General features: G+C 74.6%; 16 protein-coding genes and 1 pseudogene. 7 read left to right on the top strand and 10 right to left on the bottom strand.

Annotated elements, in window-relative coordinates; genetic code table 11:
* Position 1 precedes the first annotated feature (1 nt).
* The 3 genes from prpB to hutH are packed head-to-tail and all read right to left on the bottom strand — an operon-like array spanning position 2 to position 4,013.
* Positions 2–910, bottom strand: coding sequence for a methylisocitrate lyase (prpB, locus tag BRM3_RS04695; RefSeq protein ID WP_263594931.1), 909 nt, complete (start codon positions 908–910; stop codon positions 2–4).
* Positions 910–2,427: an MmgE/PrpD family protein gene (locus BRM3_RS04690; RefSeq protein WP_263594930.1), complete on the bottom strand. Its 1,518-nt coding sequence runs from the start codon at positions 2,425–2,427 to the stop codon at positions 910–912. Before BRM3_RS04690 ends, prpB begins: the two co-directional genes overlap by 1 nt.
* Before the next feature lie 44 nt (positions 2,428–2,471).
* Positions 2,472–4,013, bottom strand: a complete 1,542-nt coding sequence (gene hutH / locus BRM3_RS04685; protein ID WP_263594929.1) for a histidine ammonia-lyase — start codon at positions 4,011–4,013, stop codon at positions 2,472–2,474.
* 56 nt (positions 4,014–4,069) lie between these two features.
* On the opposite strand from hutH, the gene BRM3_RS04680 reads away from it, so the two are divergent.
* The gene (locus tag BRM3_RS04680) at positions 4,070–4,594 is read left to right on the top strand and encodes a hypothetical protein (RefSeq protein WP_263594928.1); all 525 of its coding nucleotides are present in this window, start codon (positions 4,070–4,072) and stop codon (positions 4,592–4,594) included.
* Positions 4,595–4,599: 5 nt separating this feature from the next.
* Here the strand turns inward: BRM3_RS04680 and hutI are convergent, their stop codons facing one another.
* The 4 genes from hutI to BRM3_RS04660 all read right to left on the bottom strand — a co-directional run bounded on the left by hutI (position 4,600) and on the right by BRM3_RS04660 (position 8,992).
* Positions 4,600–5,781: an imidazolonepropionase gene (gene hutI / locus BRM3_RS04675; protein ID WP_263594927.1), complete on the bottom strand. Its 1,182-nt coding sequence runs from the start codon at positions 5,779–5,781 to the stop codon at positions 4,600–4,602.
* A complete protein-coding gene (locus tag BRM3_RS04670) occupies positions 5,778–7,460 on the bottom strand; it encodes a urocanate hydratase (RefSeq protein WP_263594926.1) in 1,683 nt (560 codons plus the stop codon). The genes hutI and BRM3_RS04670 overlap by 4 nt, the downstream gene beginning before the upstream one ends.
* Positions 7,461–7,563: 103 nt before the next feature.
* Entirely contained in the window at positions 7,564–8,115 is a 552-nt protein-coding gene (locus BRM3_RS04665) for a GNAT family N-acetyltransferase (RefSeq protein ID WP_263594925.1), read from the bottom strand.
* Between the two features lie 88 nt (positions 8,116–8,203).
* Complete coding sequence (locus BRM3_RS04660) at positions 8,204–8,992, bottom strand: IclR family transcriptional regulator (protein WP_263594924.1); 789 nt, start codon at positions 8,990–8,992, stop codon at positions 8,204–8,206.
* Between the two features lie 45 nt (positions 8,993–9,037).
* Between BRM3_RS04660 and hutG the strand changes: the two genes are divergently transcribed.
* From hutG to BRM3_RS04645, 3 genes are all read left to right on the top strand, one after another.
* The gene (gene hutG, locus BRM3_RS04655) at positions 9,038–10,024 is read left to right on the top strand and encodes a formimidoylglutamase (RefSeq protein WP_263594923.1); all 987 of its coding nucleotides are present in this window, start codon (positions 9,038–9,040) and stop codon (positions 10,022–10,024) included.
* Positions 10,021–11,127 (top strand): PLP-dependent cysteine synthase family protein, encoded by a 1,107-nt coding sequence (locus BRM3_RS04650; RefSeq protein WP_263594922.1) that lies wholly within the window; start codon positions 10,021–10,023, stop codon positions 11,125–11,127. Before hutG ends, BRM3_RS04650 begins: the two co-directional genes overlap by 4 nt.
* A gap of 66 nt (positions 11,128–11,193) precedes the next feature.
* Positions 11,194–12,636: a dicarboxylate/amino acid:cation symporter gene (locus BRM3_RS04645; protein WP_396127028.1), complete on the top strand. Its 1,443-nt coding sequence runs from the start codon at positions 11,194–11,196 to the stop codon at positions 12,634–12,636.
* A 38-nt stretch (positions 12,637–12,674) separates the two neighbouring features.
* On the opposite strand, the gene BRM3_RS04640 is transcribed toward BRM3_RS04645, so the two are convergent.
* The 3 genes from BRM3_RS04640 to BRM3_RS04630 are packed head-to-tail and all read right to left on the bottom strand — an operon-like array spanning position 12,675 to position 14,688.
* A complete protein-coding gene (locus tag BRM3_RS04640) occupies positions 12,675–13,379 on the bottom strand; it encodes a LuxR C-terminal-related transcriptional regulator (protein ID WP_263594921.1) in 705 nt (234 codons plus the stop codon).
* The gene (locus tag BRM3_RS04635; protein ID WP_263594920.1) at positions 13,376–14,170 is read right to left on the bottom strand and encodes a sensor histidine kinase; all 795 of its coding nucleotides are present in this window, start codon (positions 14,168–14,170) and stop codon (positions 13,376–13,378) included. Before BRM3_RS04635 ends, BRM3_RS04640 begins: the two co-directional genes overlap by 4 nt.
* Complete coding sequence (locus BRM3_RS04630; protein WP_263594919.1) at positions 14,086–14,688, bottom strand: hypothetical protein; 603 nt, start codon at positions 14,686–14,688, stop codon at positions 14,086–14,088. Before BRM3_RS04630 ends, BRM3_RS04635 begins: the two co-directional genes overlap by 85 nt.
* Positions 14,689–14,861: 173 nt before the next feature.
* On the opposite strand from BRM3_RS04630, the pseudogene BRM3_RS04625 reads away from it, so the two are divergent.
* The 3 genes and pseudogenes from BRM3_RS04625 to BRM3_RS04615 form a co-directional block, all read left to right on the top strand.
* A pseudogene (locus tag BRM3_RS04625) lies at positions 14,862–15,290 on the top strand (class I SAM-dependent methyltransferase); the annotation flags it as partial.
* Between the two features lie 29 nt (positions 15,291–15,319).
* Positions 15,320–16,171: an alpha/beta fold hydrolase gene (locus BRM3_RS04620; RefSeq protein ID WP_263594918.1), complete on the top strand. Its 852-nt coding sequence runs from the start codon at positions 15,320–15,322 to the stop codon at positions 16,169–16,171.
* A gap of 65 nt (positions 16,172–16,236) precedes the next feature.
* On the top strand, positions 16,237–17,010 hold the full coding sequence (locus BRM3_RS04615) for an SDR family oxidoreductase (RefSeq protein ID WP_263594917.1): 774 nt from the start codon (positions 16,237–16,239) through the stop codon (positions 17,008–17,010).
* The last annotated feature ends 1 nt before the right edge of the window (position 17,011 follow it).

Here is a 17,011-nt window from a genome sequence, read left to right as displayed (position 1 = left end):
GTCAGCTCCTGGTGTCCCTCAGGTCGAACGTGGCGATCGAGTCGTCGAACGCGGCGTACGCCTCGTAGTCGACGAGCTCGTAGAGACGGGCGCGGGTCTGCATCCCGCCCACGACGGCCTCGAGGGTGCCGTCGGCGGCGAGCACGTCGAGCGCGCGCTCGGCGGCGCCCATCGCGCTGCGCAGCAGCGAGACGGGGTGGATCACGAGGTTCACGCCCACGTCGGCGAGCGCCTGGTGCGGGAACAGCTCCGACTTCCCGAACTCGGTCATGTTGGCCAGGATCGGCACGTCGACGGCCCGGCGGATCGCCGCGAACTCCTCGAGCGTGCCCATGGCCTCGGGGAAGATCGCGTCGGCGCCCGCGTCGACGAGGGCCCGCGCGCGCTCGCACGCGGCGTCGATGCCGTCGACGCCGCGCACGTCGGTGCGGGCCATGACGAGGAAGGCGTCGTCGCGGCGCCCCTGGACGGCGGCGCGGATGCGGCGGGCCGCGGTGGTCACGTCGACCACCTCCTTGCCGTCGAGGTGGCCGCACCGCTTGGGGTTGACCTGGTCCTCGATGTGCAGGCCCGCGACGCCCGCGTCCTCCATGATCTGCACGGTGCGGGCCGCGTTCATGGGCTCCCCGAAGCCGGTGTCGGCGTCGACGAGGGCGGGCAGGTCGGTGACGCGGGCGATCTGGGCGGCGCGCTGGGCGACCTCGGTGAGGGTGGTCAGCCCGATGTCGGGGAGGGCGAGGTCGGCCGAGATCACGGCGCCCGAGATGTACACCGCCTCGAAGCCCTTGTCCTCCACGAGCCGGGCGGACAGCGGGTTGAAGGCACCGGGGGCGCGCACGAGGGAACCGGAGGCGAGGGCCTCGCGCAGGGCGAGGCGCTTGGCATGCGGGCTCGCGGTCGCCTCGAGCATCAGAACAGCCCCTCGGGCGCGGCGGGCAGGCCGGATGCGTGCACGGTCAGGGAGCCCAGCTCCTCGGCCGTGAGGTCGGGCAGGCGCTGGGCGGTGTCCAGCAAGCGGTCGATCTCCGCGGGCGCCAGGACGCCGTCGGCGAGGGTGCGGAACTTGGCCACGTACTCCGCGCGGCCGAAGGGCCGGGCGCCGAGCGGGTGGGCGTCGGCCACGGCGATCTCCTCGACGTGGCGCGATCCGTCGGCGAGCGTGATCTCGAGGCGCCCGCCGAACGCCTTCTCGGACAGGTCCGTCGCGTGGTAGCGGCGGGTCCACTCCGGGTCCTCGACCGTCGAGATCCGGTGCCACAGCTCGACGGTGTCCGGTCGCGCGGCCCGCTCGGGGAGGTAGGAGTCGACGTGGTGCCAGGTGCCGTCCTGCAGGGCGACCGCGAAGATGTACGGGAGCGAGTGGTCGAGGGTCTCGCGGCTCGCCGAGGGGTCGAACTTCTGCGGGTCACCGGCGCCCGTGCCGATCACGGCGTGGGTGTGGTGGCTCGTGGCGAGCACGATCGAGTCGATCGCGCGCGGGTCGCGCAGCTCCGGGCGCTCGGCGCCGAGACGCCGGGCGAGGTCGATCCACGCCTGGGCCTGGTACTCGGCGGAGTGCTCCTTGGTGTAGGAGTCGAGGATCGCGCGCTTGGGCTCTGCCGGCTCGGGCAGCGGCACGTCGTAGCCGCCCTCGGGGCCGTCGAGCAGCCAGGCGATCACGCCGTCCTCGCCCTCCCAGATGGGCGCCGGGGAGGTCTGTCCGCGCAGCGCCCGGTCGATCGCCTCGATCGCCATCTTGCCCGCGAAGGCGGGGGCCGAGGCCTTCCAGGTCGAGATCTCCCCCTTGCGGGACTGGCGGGTCGCGGTGGTCGTGTGCAGGGCCTGGCCGATGGCCTGGTAGGTCACCTCCGGCGCCAGCCCCAGCAGGGTGCCGATGCCCGCGGCGGCCGAGGGGCCGAGGTGGGCGACGTGGTCGATCTTGTGGGCGTGCAGGGAGATCGCGGTGACGAGGTCGATCTGGATCTCGTAGCCGGTCGCGATGCCGCGCACGAGCGCGGCGCCGTCGGCGCCCGTGTGCTGGGCGACCGCGAGGATCGGCGGGATGTTGTCCCCGGGGTGGGAGTACTCGGCCGCGAGGAACGTGTCGTGGTAGTCGAGCTCGCGCACCGCGACGCCGTTGGCGTAGGCGGCCCACTCGGGCGAGAAGCGCCCGGGGATCCCCACCACCGTGGCCCCGTGGCCGCGCGAGGGCGGCGCGGCGGCGCGGGGATGCGCCTCGGCGGCGCCGCGCGCGGCGAGCACGGGCGCACGATGCAGGGAGGCGACGGCCACGGCCGCGTTGTCGATGACGCGGTTGACGATCATCTCGGCCACGTCGTCCTCGACGGCGACGGGGTCGGCGGCGACCTCGGCGATCCGCCAGGCCAGCTGGTCCTCGCGGGCGAGCCCCTCGGAGCTCGCGTGGGTCCGGACGTGATGGGACTTCATCGGCTCTCCTCGGCGTCGACGGCGGCGAGCGCCACCGTATACCGTCACCGCAGCGCGCCGACGACCTCCTGCACCGCGCGCAGCACCGAGCCGTCGCGCAGCAGCTCCTCGGCCCGGTCGATGTCGGGCGCGAGGAAGCGGTCCCGGCCGGGCCCCGCGACGTGCTCGCGCAGCGCCGCGATCGCGGCCGCGCTCGCCGCCGACGGGCGCAGCGGGGCGCGCAGGTCGACCCCGCGCGCCGCGGTGAGCAGCTCGATCGCGAGCACGCTGCGCAGCGCGTCGATCGCGGTGCGGAGCTTGCGGGCGGCGTGCCAGCCCATCGACACGTGGTCCTCCTGCATCGCCGACGACGGGATCGAGTCGACGCTCGCGGGCGCGGCGAGGCGCTTCATGGTCGAGACGAGGGCGGCCTGCGTGTACTGGGCGATCATGAAGCCGGAGTCGACGCCGGGGTCGTCGGCGAGGAACGGCGGCAGCCCGAAGGAGCGCGAACGGTCGAGCAGGCGGTCGCTGCGGCGCTCGGACATCGAGGCGAGGTCCGCGGCGACGATCGCCAGGAAGTCCAGCACGTAGGCGACGGGGGCACCGTGGAAGTTGCCGTTGGAGGTGATCTGCCCGTCGGACAGCACGACCGGGTTGTCGATCGCGGCGGCGAGCTCGCGCTCGGCGACGGTGCGCGCATGGGTGAGGGTGTCGCGCACGCCGCCCGCGACCTGGGGCGCGCAGCGCAGCGAGTACGCGTCCTGGACCCGTGAGCCCTCCCCCGCCGCGTCGGCGAGGATCTCCGAGCCCTCGAGCAGCGCCAGGATGTTCGCGGCCGAGGCCGTCTGCCCAGGGTGGGGGCGCAGGTCCTCGTGGAGCTCGGCGCGGAACACGCTGTCGCGCCCGCGCAGGGCCTGCACCGAGAGCGCCGTGGTCAGGTCCGCGATCCGCACCAGCTCCTCGAGGTCGGCGATCGCCATGAGCAGCTGGCCGAGCATGCCGTCGGTGCCGTTGATGAGGGCCAGGCCCTCCTTCTCCTGCAGCGTGATCGGCTCGATCCCGGCCTCGGCGAGCAGCTCGGGCACGGGGCGCTCCGCGCCCTCGCGGTCGCGGGCGCGGCCCTCGCCGATCAGCACGATCGCGCAGTGGGCGAGCGGGGCGAGGTCCCCCGAGCAGCCGAGCGAGCCGTACTCGTGCACGATCGGGGTGATGCCGGCGTTGAGCACGGCGAGCATGGTGTCGATGACGACGGGACGCACCCCGGTGTGGCCGCTCGCGAGGGTCTTGGCGCGCAGCAGCATGAGGGCGCGCACCACCTCCCGCTCGACCTCGGGCCCGGTGCCGGCGGCGTGCGAGCGGATGAGCGAGCGCTGCAGCTCCTGGCGCAGGGAGGGCTCGATCGCGGTGTCGGCGAGCGCGCCGAACCCGGTCGAGACGCCGTAGACGGGGGTCGAGCCCTGGGCGAGGGCGTCGACGTGGGCGCGGACGCGCTGGACCTCCTCGCGCGCGTCGTCGGCGAGCTCGACGCGCGCGTCGTGGCGGGCGACGGCGAGCACGTCGTCGGCGCGCAGTCCCGAGGTGGACAGGGTGAGGGTGCGGGTCATCGGGGGCGGTGTCCTTCCAGGAGGGGGCGCCGGGGCGCGGAGGCTAGGGTGCGGGCATGGGCGTGGACTCGTGGCTTCCGGGGCTGCTGAAGGCCGCGATCACGGTCGCGGTGGTCGTGGCCCTCACGGTGTTCTCGAAGGCCGCCGTGCGGCGGCCCCATCGGAACCGCTCGATCCGCACGCGCCGCCGGCTGACCCGGGCGCTCCCGGTGACGGGGCTGCTGATCTCCGGCTGCGGGGCGCTGATCGGCCTGGTGGGCACGACGGACGACGCGGACCCGGCCAACGGGCGCGCCATGATGATCGCGGGCATCGTGATACTCGTCAGCGGCCTGCTGCTCGTCGTGCCCTACCTGACGGTCTTCGTCGAGGCCACGCCGACGGGGTTCGTCGCCCGGACCGCCCTGGGGCGTCGACGGGCGATCGCCTACGGCGACATCGTCGACGTCCGCGAGCGACGCGACCACGGCATGCTGTTCGTGGACGTGCTGGGGCGCGACGGCACCCGCATCAGCGGCGGCGCCGCGATGTACGAGTGGGGGCCGTTCGACGCGTGGAAGCGCGCGACCGCCTCGCGCTGAGCGGCTCATCGCACCCTCGCGCCGCGCCGCCACACCTGGTGGGTCAGCGGCATGCCGGGCCGGTAGGCGAGGTCGATCGCGTGCGGGGTGCCGAGCACGTGCAGGTCGGCGCGGGCGCCGACGCCGAGGTGCCCGACGTCGTCGCGGCGCAGGGCGAGCGCCCCGCCGCGCGTCGCGGCGGTGATCGCCTCGGCGAGGCTCAGGCCCATCTGGAGCACGGCGGTCGCGACGCAGAAGCCCATCGAGCTCGTGTAGCTCGTGCCGGGGTTGCAGTTGGAGGCGAGCGCCACCTGGGCGCCCGCGTCGAGCAGGCGCCGCGCGGGGGCGAGCGGGGCCCGCGTGCACAGGTCGCACGCGGGCAGCACCGTCGCGACCGTGGGGGTCGCGGTGCGGGCGGACGCGGCGAGGGCCTCGACGTCCTCGTCCGACAAGTGGTTGACGTGGTCGACGCTCGCCGCGCCGAGCTCGACGGCCAGGCGCACGCCGCCGGTCCGCCCGAGCTGGTTGCCGTGCACGCGCAGCCCGAGCCCGGCGGCACGGCCGGCGCGCAGCACCCGCTCGGCCTGCTCGGGGGTGAAGGCGCCCCGGTCGCAGAACACGTCGATCCAGCGCACATGGGGTGCGACGGCCTGCAGCATCGGCCCCGCCACGAGGTCGACGTAGGACTCGGCGTCGGCGGCCTCGGCGGGCACGAGATGCGCGCCGAGGAACGTCACCTCGTCGAGCACGCCGTCGCGGACCAGATCGGCGGCCAGACGCGCCGAGCGCTCCTCGTCGGCCACGGTCAGCCCGTACCCGGTCTTGGTCTCGAGGCACGTGGTGCCGCCGCGCACCGCCTCCCGGGCGCGCGCGGCGACCAGGTCGGTGAGCGTCGGCGTGCTCGCGGCGCGGGTCGCGTCGGTCGTGACCTGGATGCCGCCGGCCTCGTAGTCGCGGCCCGCCATGCGCGCCTCGAACTCGGCGGAGCGGTCCCCCGCGAAGACCAGGTGGGTGTGGGAGTCGACCCAGCCCGGCAGCACGGCACGACCCTCGAGGTCGACCCGCTCGTCGGCCTCCGGGGCGTGCGCGGCGGGGCCCGTCCAGGCGATGCGGTCGCCGTCGAGCACGAGGGCGGCGCCGTGGAGCACCGGCTGCTCGTCCTGCAGGGTCCACAGCTCGGAGATCCCCGTCATCAGCGTGGCGGTCACTCGCGGATCCTCGGCTCCATCGGGATGCGCACGCCGCGGTCGCGGGCCACCTCGTCGGCGCGCGCGTACCCGGCGTCGACGTGCCGGATCACGCCCAGGGCCGGGTCGTTGCTCAGGAGGCGCGACAGCTTGCGCTCGGCGAGCGCGGTGCCGTCGGCGACGCCCACCTGGCCGGCATGGATCGAGCGGCCGATGCCGACGCCGCCGCCGTGGTGGATCGACACCCAGGTGGCGCCGGAGCTGGTCGCGGTCAGGGCGTTGAGCAGCGGCCAGTCGGCGATCGCGTCGGAGCCGTCGAGCATGCCCTCGGTCTCGCGGTACGGGGAGGCGACGGAGCCCGCGTCGAGGTGGTCGCGGCCGATCACGATCGGCGCCGAGACGCGGCCCTCGCGCACGAGGTCGTTGAACAGCCGCCCGGCGCGGTCGCGCTCGCCGTAGCCGAGCCAGCAGATGCGGGCCGGGAGCCCCTCGAACTCGACGAACTGGTCGGCCGCGTCGAGCCACCGGTGCAGGTGCTCGTCGTCGGGGAACAGCTCCTTGAGCGCCTGGTCGGTGACGCGGATGTCCTCGGGGTCGCCCGAGAGCGCGACCCAGCGGAACGGGCCGAGGCCCTCGCAGAACAGGGGGCGGATGTAGGCGGGCACGAAGCCGGGGAAGGCGAAGGCGCGGTCGTACCCGGCCTTGCGGGCCTCGTCGCGGATCGAGTTGCCGTAGTCGAACACCTCGGCGCCCGCGTCCTGGAACTCGACCATCGCCTGCACCTGGCGGGCCATCGACTCCTCGGCCTTCTTGGTGAAGCCCTCGGGGTCGGCCTCGGCCTCGCGCTGCCACTCGTCGACGGCGATCTCCACGGGCAGGTAGGACAGGGGGTCGTGCGCGCTCGTCTGGTCGGTGACCACGTCGATGCGGACGTCTCCCGCGCGATGGCGGTCGAGCACAGAGCCGAACACCTCGGCGGCGTTGCCGACGATGCCGATCGAGAGCGCACGCCGCTCGGCCGCGGCGGCACCGGCCCGGGCGATCGCGTCGTCGAGGTCGTCGGCGATCTCGTCGAGGTACCGCTTGGCCACGCGGCGCTCGAGGCGCGAGCGGTCGACGTCGGCGATGAGGCACACCCCGCCGTTGAGGGTCACGGCGAGGGGCTGGGCGCCGCCCATGCCGCCGCAGCCGCCGGTCAGGGTGATCGTCCCCGCGAGCGTCCCGGAGAAGCGCTTGCGGGCGACGGCGGCGAACGTCTCGTAGGTGCCCTGGAGGATGCCCTGGGTCGCGATGTAGATCCACGAGCCGGCGGTCATCTGGCCGTACATGGTCAGGCCCTCGGCCTCGAGGCGGCGGAACTCCGGCCACGTGGCCCAGTCGGGCACGAGGTGGGAGTTGGCGATGATGACGCGCGGCGCCCACTCGTGGGTGCGCAGGATGCCGACGGGCTTGCCGGACTGGACCAGCAGGGTCTCGTCGCCCTCGAGGTCGGTCAGGGAGGCCAGGATCGCGTCGAAGGCCTCCCACGAGCGGGCGGCGCGTCCGGTGCCGCCGTAGACGACGAGGTCGTCGGGGCGCTCGGCGACCTCGGGGTCGAGGTTGTTCTGGATCATGCGCAGCGGGGCCTCGGTCTGCCAGGACTTGGCGGTGAGGTCGGTGCCGCGCGGGGCGCGGACGGGGCGGGCTCCGGGCAGGGCCATCGTGGTCTCCTCGGCGGGTGGAAGCGGCTCCCAGCCAGGCAACCACGCGCACGGCGTCTGCGGTGCCCCCGTGCACCGAGTCGTGTCCGGGATACCGGACGGGTCAGGCGCCCTCGGCTCCCCACGCGCCGTTGATGAGCTGGAACATGCGGAAGTCGCCCCAGCTCCCCCCGACCTCGAGGTACTGCGGGGCGAGCCCGAACTGGACGAAGCCGTTCTTCTCGAGCACGCGCACGGAGGCGTCGTTGCCCACGAGCACCTCGGCCTGGAGGCGATGCAGGCGCAGGGGGCCGAAGGCGATGTCGACGATGCGGCGCACCGCGGCGGTCGCGATCCCCCGGCCCGTCGCATGCTCGCTGACCCAGTAGCCGAGCGCCGCCGACTGCAGCGCGCCGCGGGTGACGCCGCTAAGGGTGAGGCGGCCGACGAGCTCCCCGTCGGCCTCGATCACGAGCGGCACCTGCCGGTCCGCGCGCAGCTCGGCGAGGCCCTGGGCGATCACCTCACGCTGCCCCTGCACGCTCATCCACTGCTCGGTGCGCAGGGGCGCGCCGCTCAGCAGGTGCTCGCGATTGCGGATCTGCAGGCGCGACAGGGCGGGCGCGTCGCGCGGGGAGACCACGCGCAGGAGGACGCCGGGAGGGGTCGTGGGCATGGGGTCATCGTCGCAGCTGCCGAAAAAGGTCGTCATATGGTCGGCCGACCCCCGAGAGAGGCTCGGCTGACCATATGGCTACCTCTTCTCACGACGTCCCGCCGAGCGCGGCGGCCACGGCGCGCGCCTCCCGGCGCACCGCCGCCTCGGCCTCGGCCTCCTGCTCGGGGCCGAGCGTGCCGTCCTCCCAGGTCAGGGCGACGGCGGCGCTCGGCCAGCCCGCCGGGTCGCGGATCGCGGCCGCGACCGAGCGGAAGCCCGGGGTGACCTCGCCGATCTCCCATGCGATCCCCTCCCGGCGCACGGCGGCGAGCGCCCTCCGCAGCTCGCCGGGGGTGCGGGGCGTGGGCGCGTCGGTGCGGCTCACGAACGATCCGGCGGCCGGGTACAGGGCGCGCACCTGAGCCGCGGGGAGCACGGCGAGCATGGCCCGCCCGGTCGCGGTCAGGTGCGCGGGGATGCGCACGTCGATGTCGGAGACGAGCGAGGGTCGGCGCCGCGCGCGCTCCTCGACGAGGTACAGGACGTCCCTCCCGTGCAGCACGGCCAGGTGCCCGGACTCCCCCACCGCATCGACCATGCGCTCGACGGCGCGGCGCCCCACCCGCGCGAGCGGCGCGTGGCGCAGGTAGCCCGCGGAGACCTCGTGGGCGGCGGGCCCGAGCGCGTACTGCCGCTCCTCGGGCAGGTGCAGCGCGAAGCCGCGGGCCACGAGCACCGCGAGCAGGTCGTACGTGGTCGAGCGCGGCAGCTCGAGGTCCCGCGCGATGCGCGCCGCCGGCACCGGCCCCCGCTGCGCCGCGAGGTGGGCGAGCACGCGCAGGGTCGCGTCCGCGGCGGGGGCCTTGGCGCGCGGGGCGCGGGGATCGGATGCCATGATGGCGACAGGATGCCAGGTCAGACCCGACCACGAGGAGAGCCCGTGCCCCTTGCCCCCGCCGATCCCCGCCGCGCCTGGACGGGCCGCCATGACGGCGACGGGCCCGAGCACGCCCGCTGGCACGAGGTCGTGCGCCCGGCTGAGCAGGCTCCCGCCGGCCCCGGTCTGCCGCATGTCGGCGTGCTCGGGTTCGAATCCGACGAGGGGGTGCGGCGCAACCAGGGGCGCATCGGCGCCGCCGACGGGCCCGAGGCGCTGCGGCGCGCGCTCGCCCCGCTCGCCCTGCACGGCGCCCTCGCCCGGGGCGAGGCCGCGATCCGCGACCACGGCGACGCCGTCACCTGCGGCGAGGACCTCGAGGCGGGCCAGGACCAGGCGGCCGTGCTGATCACCCGCGCGCTCGACGCCGAGGGGGCCCGCCTGGTCGTCGTGCTCGGCGGCGGCCACGAGACGGCGTGGGCCTCGTACCGGGGGCTGCGGGCCTCGCGACGCTGCGGGGAGGACACGCGCTGGGGCGTGCTGAACCTCGACGCCCACTTCGACCTGCGACGCGAGGACCGCGCGACCTCGGGCACGCCGTTCGCCCAGATGGCCGAGGCCGAGGCGCAGGCCGGGCGCGCCCTGCGCTACGGGGTGCTCGGGATCGCCGAGCCCTCCAACACGCCGGCCCTGTTCACGACCGCGCGCGAGCTCGGCGTCACCTGGATGACCGATGTCGAGTGCGCCGAAGGCGGGGCCCCCGCGATCGCCTCCTTCGTCGCGAACTTCGCCGCCGACCTCGACGTCCTGTACCTCACGATCGACCTCGACGTGCTCCCGGCGGCCGTCGCGCCGGGCGTCTCGGCGCCAGCCGGCCTCGGCGTCGCGGCGCCGCTCGTGGCCACCGCCGTCCGGGCCGCCGCGGCCACGGGTGCGCTCGCGCTCGTCGACGTCGTCGAGCTGTGCCCGCCGCTCGACGTCGACGCGCGGACCGCCCGGACCGGGGCCCGGCTCGTGGACGAGGCCGTGCGCGGGGTGATGGCGCGATGAGCGGCCTGCTGGACGACCTCATCGACGTCGACCGCTCGGACGATGCGGTCCGCGCCTGGGTGGCCGAGCGCGTGCGGCGCCTGGACGCCGATGCGCGCCGCAGCGCCGACACCCATCTGCTGCGTCTCGAGCTGCCCGCCCGATGGGGCATCGAGCTGTACCTCAAGGACGAGTCGACCCACGTCACGGGCTCGCTCAAGCACCGTCTCGCGCGCTCGCTGTTCATGTACGCCCTGGTCAACGGGCGGCTGCGCCCGGACATGACGGTGATCGAGGCGTCCTCGGGCTCGACCGCGGTCTCGGAGGCGCACTTCGCGCGCATGCTCGACGTGCCGTTCGTGGCCGTGCTGCCGCGATCCACGAGCGCCGCCAAGATCGCGCTCATCGAGCGGGAAGGAGGCCGCTGCCACGTCGTGGACTCGGCCGACCGCATGGACCCCGAGGCGCGCCGCCTGGCCGCCGACTGCGGCGGCCTGTTCATGGACCAGTTCACCTACGCCGAGCGTGCGACCGACTGGCGCGGCCACAACAACATCGCGCGCTCGATCATCGAGCAGATGGTCGAGGAGCCCCATCCGGTGCCGCGCTGGATGGTGGTCGGCGCCGGCACGGGGGGCTCGAGCGCGACGCTCGGGCGCTACCTGCGCTATCGGCGCCTGCCGACGGGTCTGTGCGTGGCCGACGTGGACAACTCGGCGTTCTTCGAGGGCTGGGCGAGCGGCGACCCGTCCGTGACCTCGAGCGTCGGCTCCCGGATCGAGGGCATCGGGCGGCCGCGGGTCGAGCCGAGCTTCGTGCCGACCGTCGTGGACCGCATGATCCGGGTGCCGGACGCCGCCTCGGTCGCCGCGTCCCGCTTCCTCTCGGAGCGGCTCGGCCGACGGGTCGGGGCGTCGACCGGCACCAACCTCGTGGCCGTGGCCCGCCTCGTGGCCGAGATGCGGGCGAGCGGCGAGCCGGGCTCCGTCGTGACCCTTCTGTGCGACTCCGGCGACCGCTACGCCGCGACCTACTTCGACGACGCCTGGGTGGCCGAGCAGGGGTGGGAGCTGGCGCCGTGGATCGCGGAGCTCGCCCGCGTCCTGCCGATCGGGGAACACTGAGCCTCCGCTGTGAGACCCAAGACATTCTTGTGAAGGTGCCTGCGACGGCTTTGTAGGATCGCTCGCGTGAGCCAGACCCCCACGACCTCCCCGTCCCCCACTCCCTCGACCGCCCGCCGCAACCCCCTGCGCGCGATCGCCCGCATCCCGTTCGGCATCCAGGTCCTCATCGGCCTCGTGCTCGGCATCGTGCTGGGCCTCGTCGCCGCGCCCATGGGCGAGAGCGGCTGGCTGACCGTCACCCTCGACACGATCGGCAGCGCGTTCGTGACGCTGCTCAAGGCGCTCGTGCCGCCGCTCGTGTTCCTCGCGATCGTGTCCTCGATCGCGAACCTGCGCCAGGTGGCCAACGCCGCCCGCCTCGCCTGGCAGACCCTGCTGTGGTTCGCGATCACCGCGATCATCGCGACCGGGATCGGCATCGGCCTGGGCGTCCTGACCAGCCCGGGCTCCCGCTCGAGCGTCGACGCCTCGTCCGCCGGCGTCTCGGACACCCAGGGCTCGTGGCTCGACTTCCTGGTCGGCCTGGTCCCCGCGAACTTCCTCGGCATCAACGCGCACGGCACCGACGACGGCTCGGTCGTGATGGGCTTCAACACCCTCCAGATCCTCGTCATCTCGATCGCCGTCGGCATCGCCGTGCTCTCGGTCGGCGCCAAGGCCGACCCGTTCCTGAACGTCGTCAACTCGCTGCTCGCGGTCGTCCAGAAGCTGCTGTGGTGGGTCATCCGCCTCGCCCCGATCGGCACCGTCGGCCTGCTCGGCTTCGCCGTCGCGACCTACGGCTGGAGCGCGATCGGCCAGCTCGGCTGGTTCGTCGCCGACATCTACATCGGCCTCGCACTCGTGGCCTTCGTCGTCTACCCCGTCCTGCTGCGCCTGAACGGCCTGGGCATCAGGTCCTTCGCGCGCGGCGTGTGGCCCGCGACGTCGCTCGGCTTCGTGTCCCGCAGCTCGCTCGGCACCATGCCGATGACCCAGACCGTGACGGAGCGGATGGGCGTGCCGCGGCACTACGCCTCGTTCGCGATCCCGCTCGGCGCGACCACCAAGATGGACGGCTGCGCCGCGATCTACCCGGCGCTCGCCTCGATCTTCGTCGCCAACTTCTACGGCATCGACCTGTCGATCATGCAGTACGTGCTGATCGTCGTGGTCTCGGTGCTCGGCTCGGCCGCGACCGCCGGCATGACCGGTGCGACCGTGATGCTCACGCTGACCCTGTCCACCCTGGGCCTCCCGCTCGAGGGCGTCGGCCTGCTGCTCGCGATCGACCCGATCATCGACATGGGCCGCACCGCGCTCAACGTCACCGGGCAGTCGCTCGTGGGCGTGATCGTCGCCCAGCGCGAGAAGATCCTGGACCGCGCGCAGTACGACGCCGCCGCGACCACGGCGTTCCGCGGGATCGACGCGGAGGCCGAGCCGGCGGCGACGGTCGCCGAGGCGTCCGACGCGGCCCAGGCCCCCGGCGACGCGGACCGCGTGCCGCAGCCGACCCGCGCCTGAGCGGGCGAGGCGCCTGAGCGGACGCGCGCCGGGGCCTCTCAGCCCCGGCGCTCCGCGTGGCGCAGGTAGGCGAGCACGGCCAGCACGCGGCGGTTGCCGTCGTGCTCGGAGATCCCGAGCTTGTCGAACACCGCGCTCACGTGCTTGGCGACGCCGCCCCGTGACAGATGGAGGCGGTCCGCGATCTGCGCGTTGGTCTCGCCCTCGGAGACGAGGGCGAGCACCTCGCGCTCGCGTGCCGTGAGCACCGCGAGGCCGTCGTCCCGTCCCCGCATGAGCGACGAGACCACGGCCGGGTCGACGACGACCCCGCCCGACCGCACGGTCTCGAGCGCGCGCACGAAGTCGTGCACGCGGGCCACCCGGTCCTTGAGCAGGTAGCCGACCCCGGCGACGGGGGCCGTCGCGACGTCCGCTCCCGGATCCCGGTCGCGCGGGGCGAGGCCGAGCAGCGTCGTCGCGTACCGGTGCTCGACGTACTGGGAGAGCACGACGATCGGCACCTCGGGATGGGTGCGGCGCACCTCGAGCGCGACGCGCAGGCCGTCGTCGCCGTGACCGGGCGGCATGCGCACGTCGGTCAGCACCAGATCCACGGCACCCGCGGCGATCAGGGCGGTCGCCGTGGAGGCGAGCTCCGTCGCGGTCGGCACCGCGGCGACCACGTCGTGGCCGGCGCGGTCGAGCAGGGCGAGCAGGCCCTCGCGCACCAGGGCCGCGTCCTCGGCGAGCAGGATCCTCATGCCTCCCCCTCGCCGGCCCGCACGCCCTCGAGCGGCATGCGCACCCGCAGCGCGGTCGGGCCGCCCTCGGGGCTGCTCACCGCGAGCGTGCCGCCGAGTCCCCGCACGCGTGCCGCGATGCCGACCAGCCCGGTCCCCGTGGGCTCGGCGCCCCCGCAGCCGTCGTCGGCGATCTCGAGCGCGAGGGCGCGGCCGCCGTCGTCGAGGGCGCAGCGGATCCGCACCCGGCTCGCCTCGGCGTGGCGGACCACGTTGGTCAGCGCCTCGCTCGCCACCAGGAAGAGGCTCTGCTCGACCGACTCCCGCAGCCGCGGCACGTCGCACGAGACCTCGCATGCCAGCGGGAGCGCCGCGGCCGCCTCCCGCAGGGTGGGGCACAGCCCGCCGTCGCGCAGGGCGAGGGGCACGAGTCCGGCCGCCGCGTCCCGGACGGACTGCGCTCCCAGGTCCAGCTGCTCCCGCACCGCCTCGAGGCCCTCGAGGACGCGCGTGCGCCCCGGGCCTGCGGGCAGCGTCTCGGCGTCGAGCTCGAGCATGCCCAGCCGCATCGCGGCCGCGCTCAGGTGCATCTGGGCGCCGTCGTGCAGGTTCCGCTGCAGCACCCGGCGCTCGAGCGCGATCGCGTCCTCCCGGCGGACCGTCTCGAGGCTGAGGGCGTCGACCTGCGCCGCGAGCCGTGCCTCGACGTCCACGAACAGGAGCAGGCTCACGCGGCCCCAGGCCCAGGCGAGCGCCACGGCACCCCACAGCAGCAGCGCCAGCAGCACGAGGCCCAGGAGCGGCGCGAGCACGGCCGTGGAAGCGCGGGCAGCTCCTGGTCCGCGTCGATGCCGGTCACGCTGCCTCCGCCGGCGACCACGACGGGGAGCCAGAAGAGCACGACGAGCACGACCGCGGCGCACACCCCGGCGATGAACATCGCCGTCGCGAGCACCGGGGTCAGGAGCGCGAGCACGACGTCGCGCCAGCGCAGCTCCCAGCGTCCCCGCTCGATCCGGGGCCGGGGGTGCCCCGCGAGCGGGAGCAGCCACGGCTCCAGGCGCGGCCAGAGGAGCAGCCACGCGGGGATCAGCACGATCGTCGTCCAGCTGGCCGCGGCCAGCAGACCGCCGAGGGTCTCCGCCGCGAGGTAGACGAGCGCCGTCCAGGGGGCACGCGTGCGCCTCGTGCTGCCGTGGGCCGAGCTCTCGATCGCCGCCGGGATCACGCTCGCGGTCGTCCTGGCCGCCCTTCTCGTGCCGACACGGCGTGCGCTGCGCGCGAGCGTGCGCGAGACGCTCGCGAGCCTGTGACGTAGCGTCGGGCGCATGCCCTCCTCGCGCCCCGACGCCCACGCCCCGACCCCTCGCGAGCAGGAGGTCCCGCTGAGCGGGGGCAATGCGAGCGGCGCTGTCGTGCGCGTCGGGGACACGGCCTCGTCCAGGGACCATCGTCGCGTGAAAAGACGTGGGCGCGGGCCGTCGATCGCGCGCGGATGACGCCATGGACATCGATCAGCAGCGCCTGTGGGACGAGGCGACCGCGCAGGCCTACGACACCCCCGGCGAGGGCGCGTTCTCGCCCGAGGTCCTGGACCCGACGGTCGCGACGCTCGCCGCGCTCGCCGAGGGCGGGCGCGCCCTCGAGCTCGCGATCGGCACCGGCCGGGTCGCCCTCCCGCTGCGCGAGCGCGGCGTCGACGTCACGGGCATCGAGCTCTCCCGGGCGATGATCGCGCGGCTGCGCGAGAAGGCCGATGAGCGCACGATTCCCGTCGTCGAGGGCGACATGACCACGGCGCGCGCCGGCAGCGGCTTCACCCTGGCCTACCTCGTGTTCAACACGATCGCCAACCTGCTCACCCAGGAGGACCAGGTCGCGTGCTTCCGCAACGCCGCACGGCACCTGGCTCCCGGGGGCTGCCTCGTGATGCCGCCGCGCCCCGCGGGAGAGGATCTCGCATGATCACCGAGACGGACATCGTCCACCCCGACGGGCGCACGCTGCACGCCTACGCGACGGACGCGCCGCCGGGGCCGGCGGAGGCGGTGGTCTGGCTGCACGGCACGCCCAACATCGGCTCGCCGCCCGAGCCGCTCGTGGCGGCGGCCCGCGCGAGCGGTCTCCGCTGGATCTCCTACGACCGGCCCGGGTACGGCGGTTCGAGCCCGCACGAGGGACGGGCCGTCGCCTCCGCGGCCGGCGACGTGGCGGCGATCGCCGACGCGCTCGGCATCGACCGCTTCGCCGTGTTCGGGCATTCGGGCGGCGGTCCCCACGCCCTGGCCTGCGCGACGCTGCTGCCCGAGCGCGTCACGGCGGCCGTGAGCGCGTCCGCCCCCGCGCCCATGGACGCCGACGGGCTGGACTGGTCCGCCGGCTCGTCACCCGGCATCACGGCGGAGAATCGCGCAGCGGCGCAGGGCCGAGCCGCCCTCGAGGCGCACTGGGCCCGGAGCGAGCCCGAGGAGATGGACGCCTTCTTCACCGACGCGGACATCGCGGCGCTCGACGACACCTGGTCCTGGCTGGCCGGCGTCGCCGGAGCGGCCGTCGCGCAGGGCACCGAAGGCATGATCGAGGACCTGCTCGCCGCCACCCGGCCGTGGGGGTTCAGGCCCGAGGAGACGCGCGTCCCGGTCCTTCTCCTGCACGGTCACGACGACAGGATGGTCGCCGCGGCCCACGGTCGATGGCTCGCCGCCCACTGCCCGAGCGCGGAGGCGCGCATCGTGCCGGGCGCCGGGCACATCACCGTCCTGGATGAGGCCCCGAACGCGCTCGCCTGGCTCCGCGCCCGCTTCCCGGCGTGACGCCCGCGGGCGGCGCACCGGAATTGCGTTGCCCGCGCCGAGGGGCGGCCCGTAGCGTCGAGCGCATGCACAGAACTCTTCCCCTTGCCGCTCTCGTCACGGGCGTCGGGCGTCGGCGCGGCATCGGCGCCGCGATCGCCCGCGGCCTCGCCGAGGACGGCTTCGACCTCGCCCTGTCCTTCTCCGACGACTACGACCGTCGCGTCAACGCCGAGCCCTCGGACGTCGAGACTCTCGCCGAGGAGCTGCGTGCTCTCGGACGCCGCGTCGTCCTGCTCCCGGGCGACCTCGCCGACCCCGAGGTCCCGCCGCGGCTCGTCGACGCGGCGCGGGAGGCCCTCGGCCCGCTCGGGGCGCTCGTGCTGTGCCACTGCGAGAGTGTGGACTCCTCGATCCTCGACACGACCGTCGAGAGCTTCGACCGCCACTACGCGGTCAACGTGCGGGCGAGCTGGCTGCTCGAGAAGTCCTTCGCCGAGCAGGTGCCCGTCGGGGCCGATTCTCCGGGCGGGGAGGTCATCGCCCTCACGAGCGACCACACCGTGCACAACCTGCCCTACGGCGCGACCAAGGGGGCGCTCGACCGCCTCATCCTCGCCGGGACCCGCGAGCTCGCCGACCGCGGCATCCGCACCAACGTCATCAACCCCGGTCCCATCGACACCGGGTGGATGGACGACGACGTCCGCGCCTCGGGCGCCGCGCAGACCCCGGGCGGTGAGCTCGGCGGGCCGAGCACCGTCGCGGACCTCGTGCGCTTCCTCGTCTCCGAGCGCGGCTCCTGGATCCGCGGCCAGCTGCTCTACTCCAACGGAGGGTTCGCGACGCCCGCCGTGTGAG

The organism is Brachybacterium huguangmaarense (genome assembly GCF_025725725.1).
Lineage (GTDB): Bacteria > Actinomycetota > Actinomycetes > Actinomycetales > Dermabacteraceae > Brachybacterium > Brachybacterium huguangmaarense.
The sequence above is the reverse complement of the archived record's forward strand: the minus strand, read 5'-3'. Positions and strand labels throughout refer to the sequence as shown.

Excerpts from the sequence above, each read along its gene's own strand:
- BRM3_RS04660 (WP_263594924.1), bottom strand. The coding sequence starts at position 8,992 with ATGGCATCCGATCCCCGCGCCCCGCGCGCCAAGGCCCCCGCCGCGGAC.
- BRM3_RS04650 (WP_263594922.1), top strand. The coding sequence starts at position 10,021 with ATGAGCGGCCTGCTGGACGACCTCATCGACGTCGACCGCTCGGACGAT.
- BRM3_RS04615 (WP_263594917.1), top strand. The coding sequence starts at position 16,237 with ATGCACAGAACTCTTCCCCTTGCCGCTCTCGTCACGGGCGTCGGGCGT.
- BRM3_RS04670 (WP_263594926.1), bottom strand. The coding sequence starts at position 7,460 with ATGGCCCTGCCCGGAGCCCGCCCCGTCCGCGCCCCGCGCGGCACCGAC.
- BRM3_RS04630 (WP_263594919.1), bottom strand. The coding sequence starts at position 14,688 with ATGCGCCCGACGCTACGTCACAGGCTCGCGAGCGTCTCGCGCACGCTC.
- BRM3_RS04680 (WP_263594928.1), top strand. The coding sequence starts at position 4,070 with ATGGGCGTGGACTCGTGGCTTCCGGGGCTGCTGAAGGCCGCGATCACG.
- prpB (WP_263594931.1), bottom strand. The coding sequence starts at position 910 with ATGCTCGAGGCGACCGCGAGCCCGCATGCCAAGCGCCTCGCCCTGCGC.
- BRM3_RS04640 (WP_263594921.1), bottom strand. The coding sequence starts at position 13,379 with ATGAGGATCCTGCTCGCCGAGGACGCGGCCCTGGTGCGCGAGGGCCTG.
- BRM3_RS04620 (WP_263594918.1), top strand. The coding sequence starts at position 15,320 with ATGATCACCGAGACGGACATCGTCCACCCCGACGGGCGCACGCTGCAC.
- hutH (WP_263594929.1), bottom strand. The coding sequence starts at position 4,013 with ATGACCCGCACCCTCACCCTGTCCACCTCGGGACTGCGCGCCGACGAC.
- BRM3_RS04690 (WP_263594930.1), bottom strand. The coding sequence starts at position 2,427 with ATGAAGTCCCATCACGTCCGGACCCACGCGAGCTCCGAGGGGCTCGCC.
- BRM3_RS04665 (WP_263594925.1), bottom strand. The coding sequence starts at position 8,115 with ATGCCCACGACCCCTCCCGGCGTCCTCCTGCGCGTGGTCTCCCCGCGC.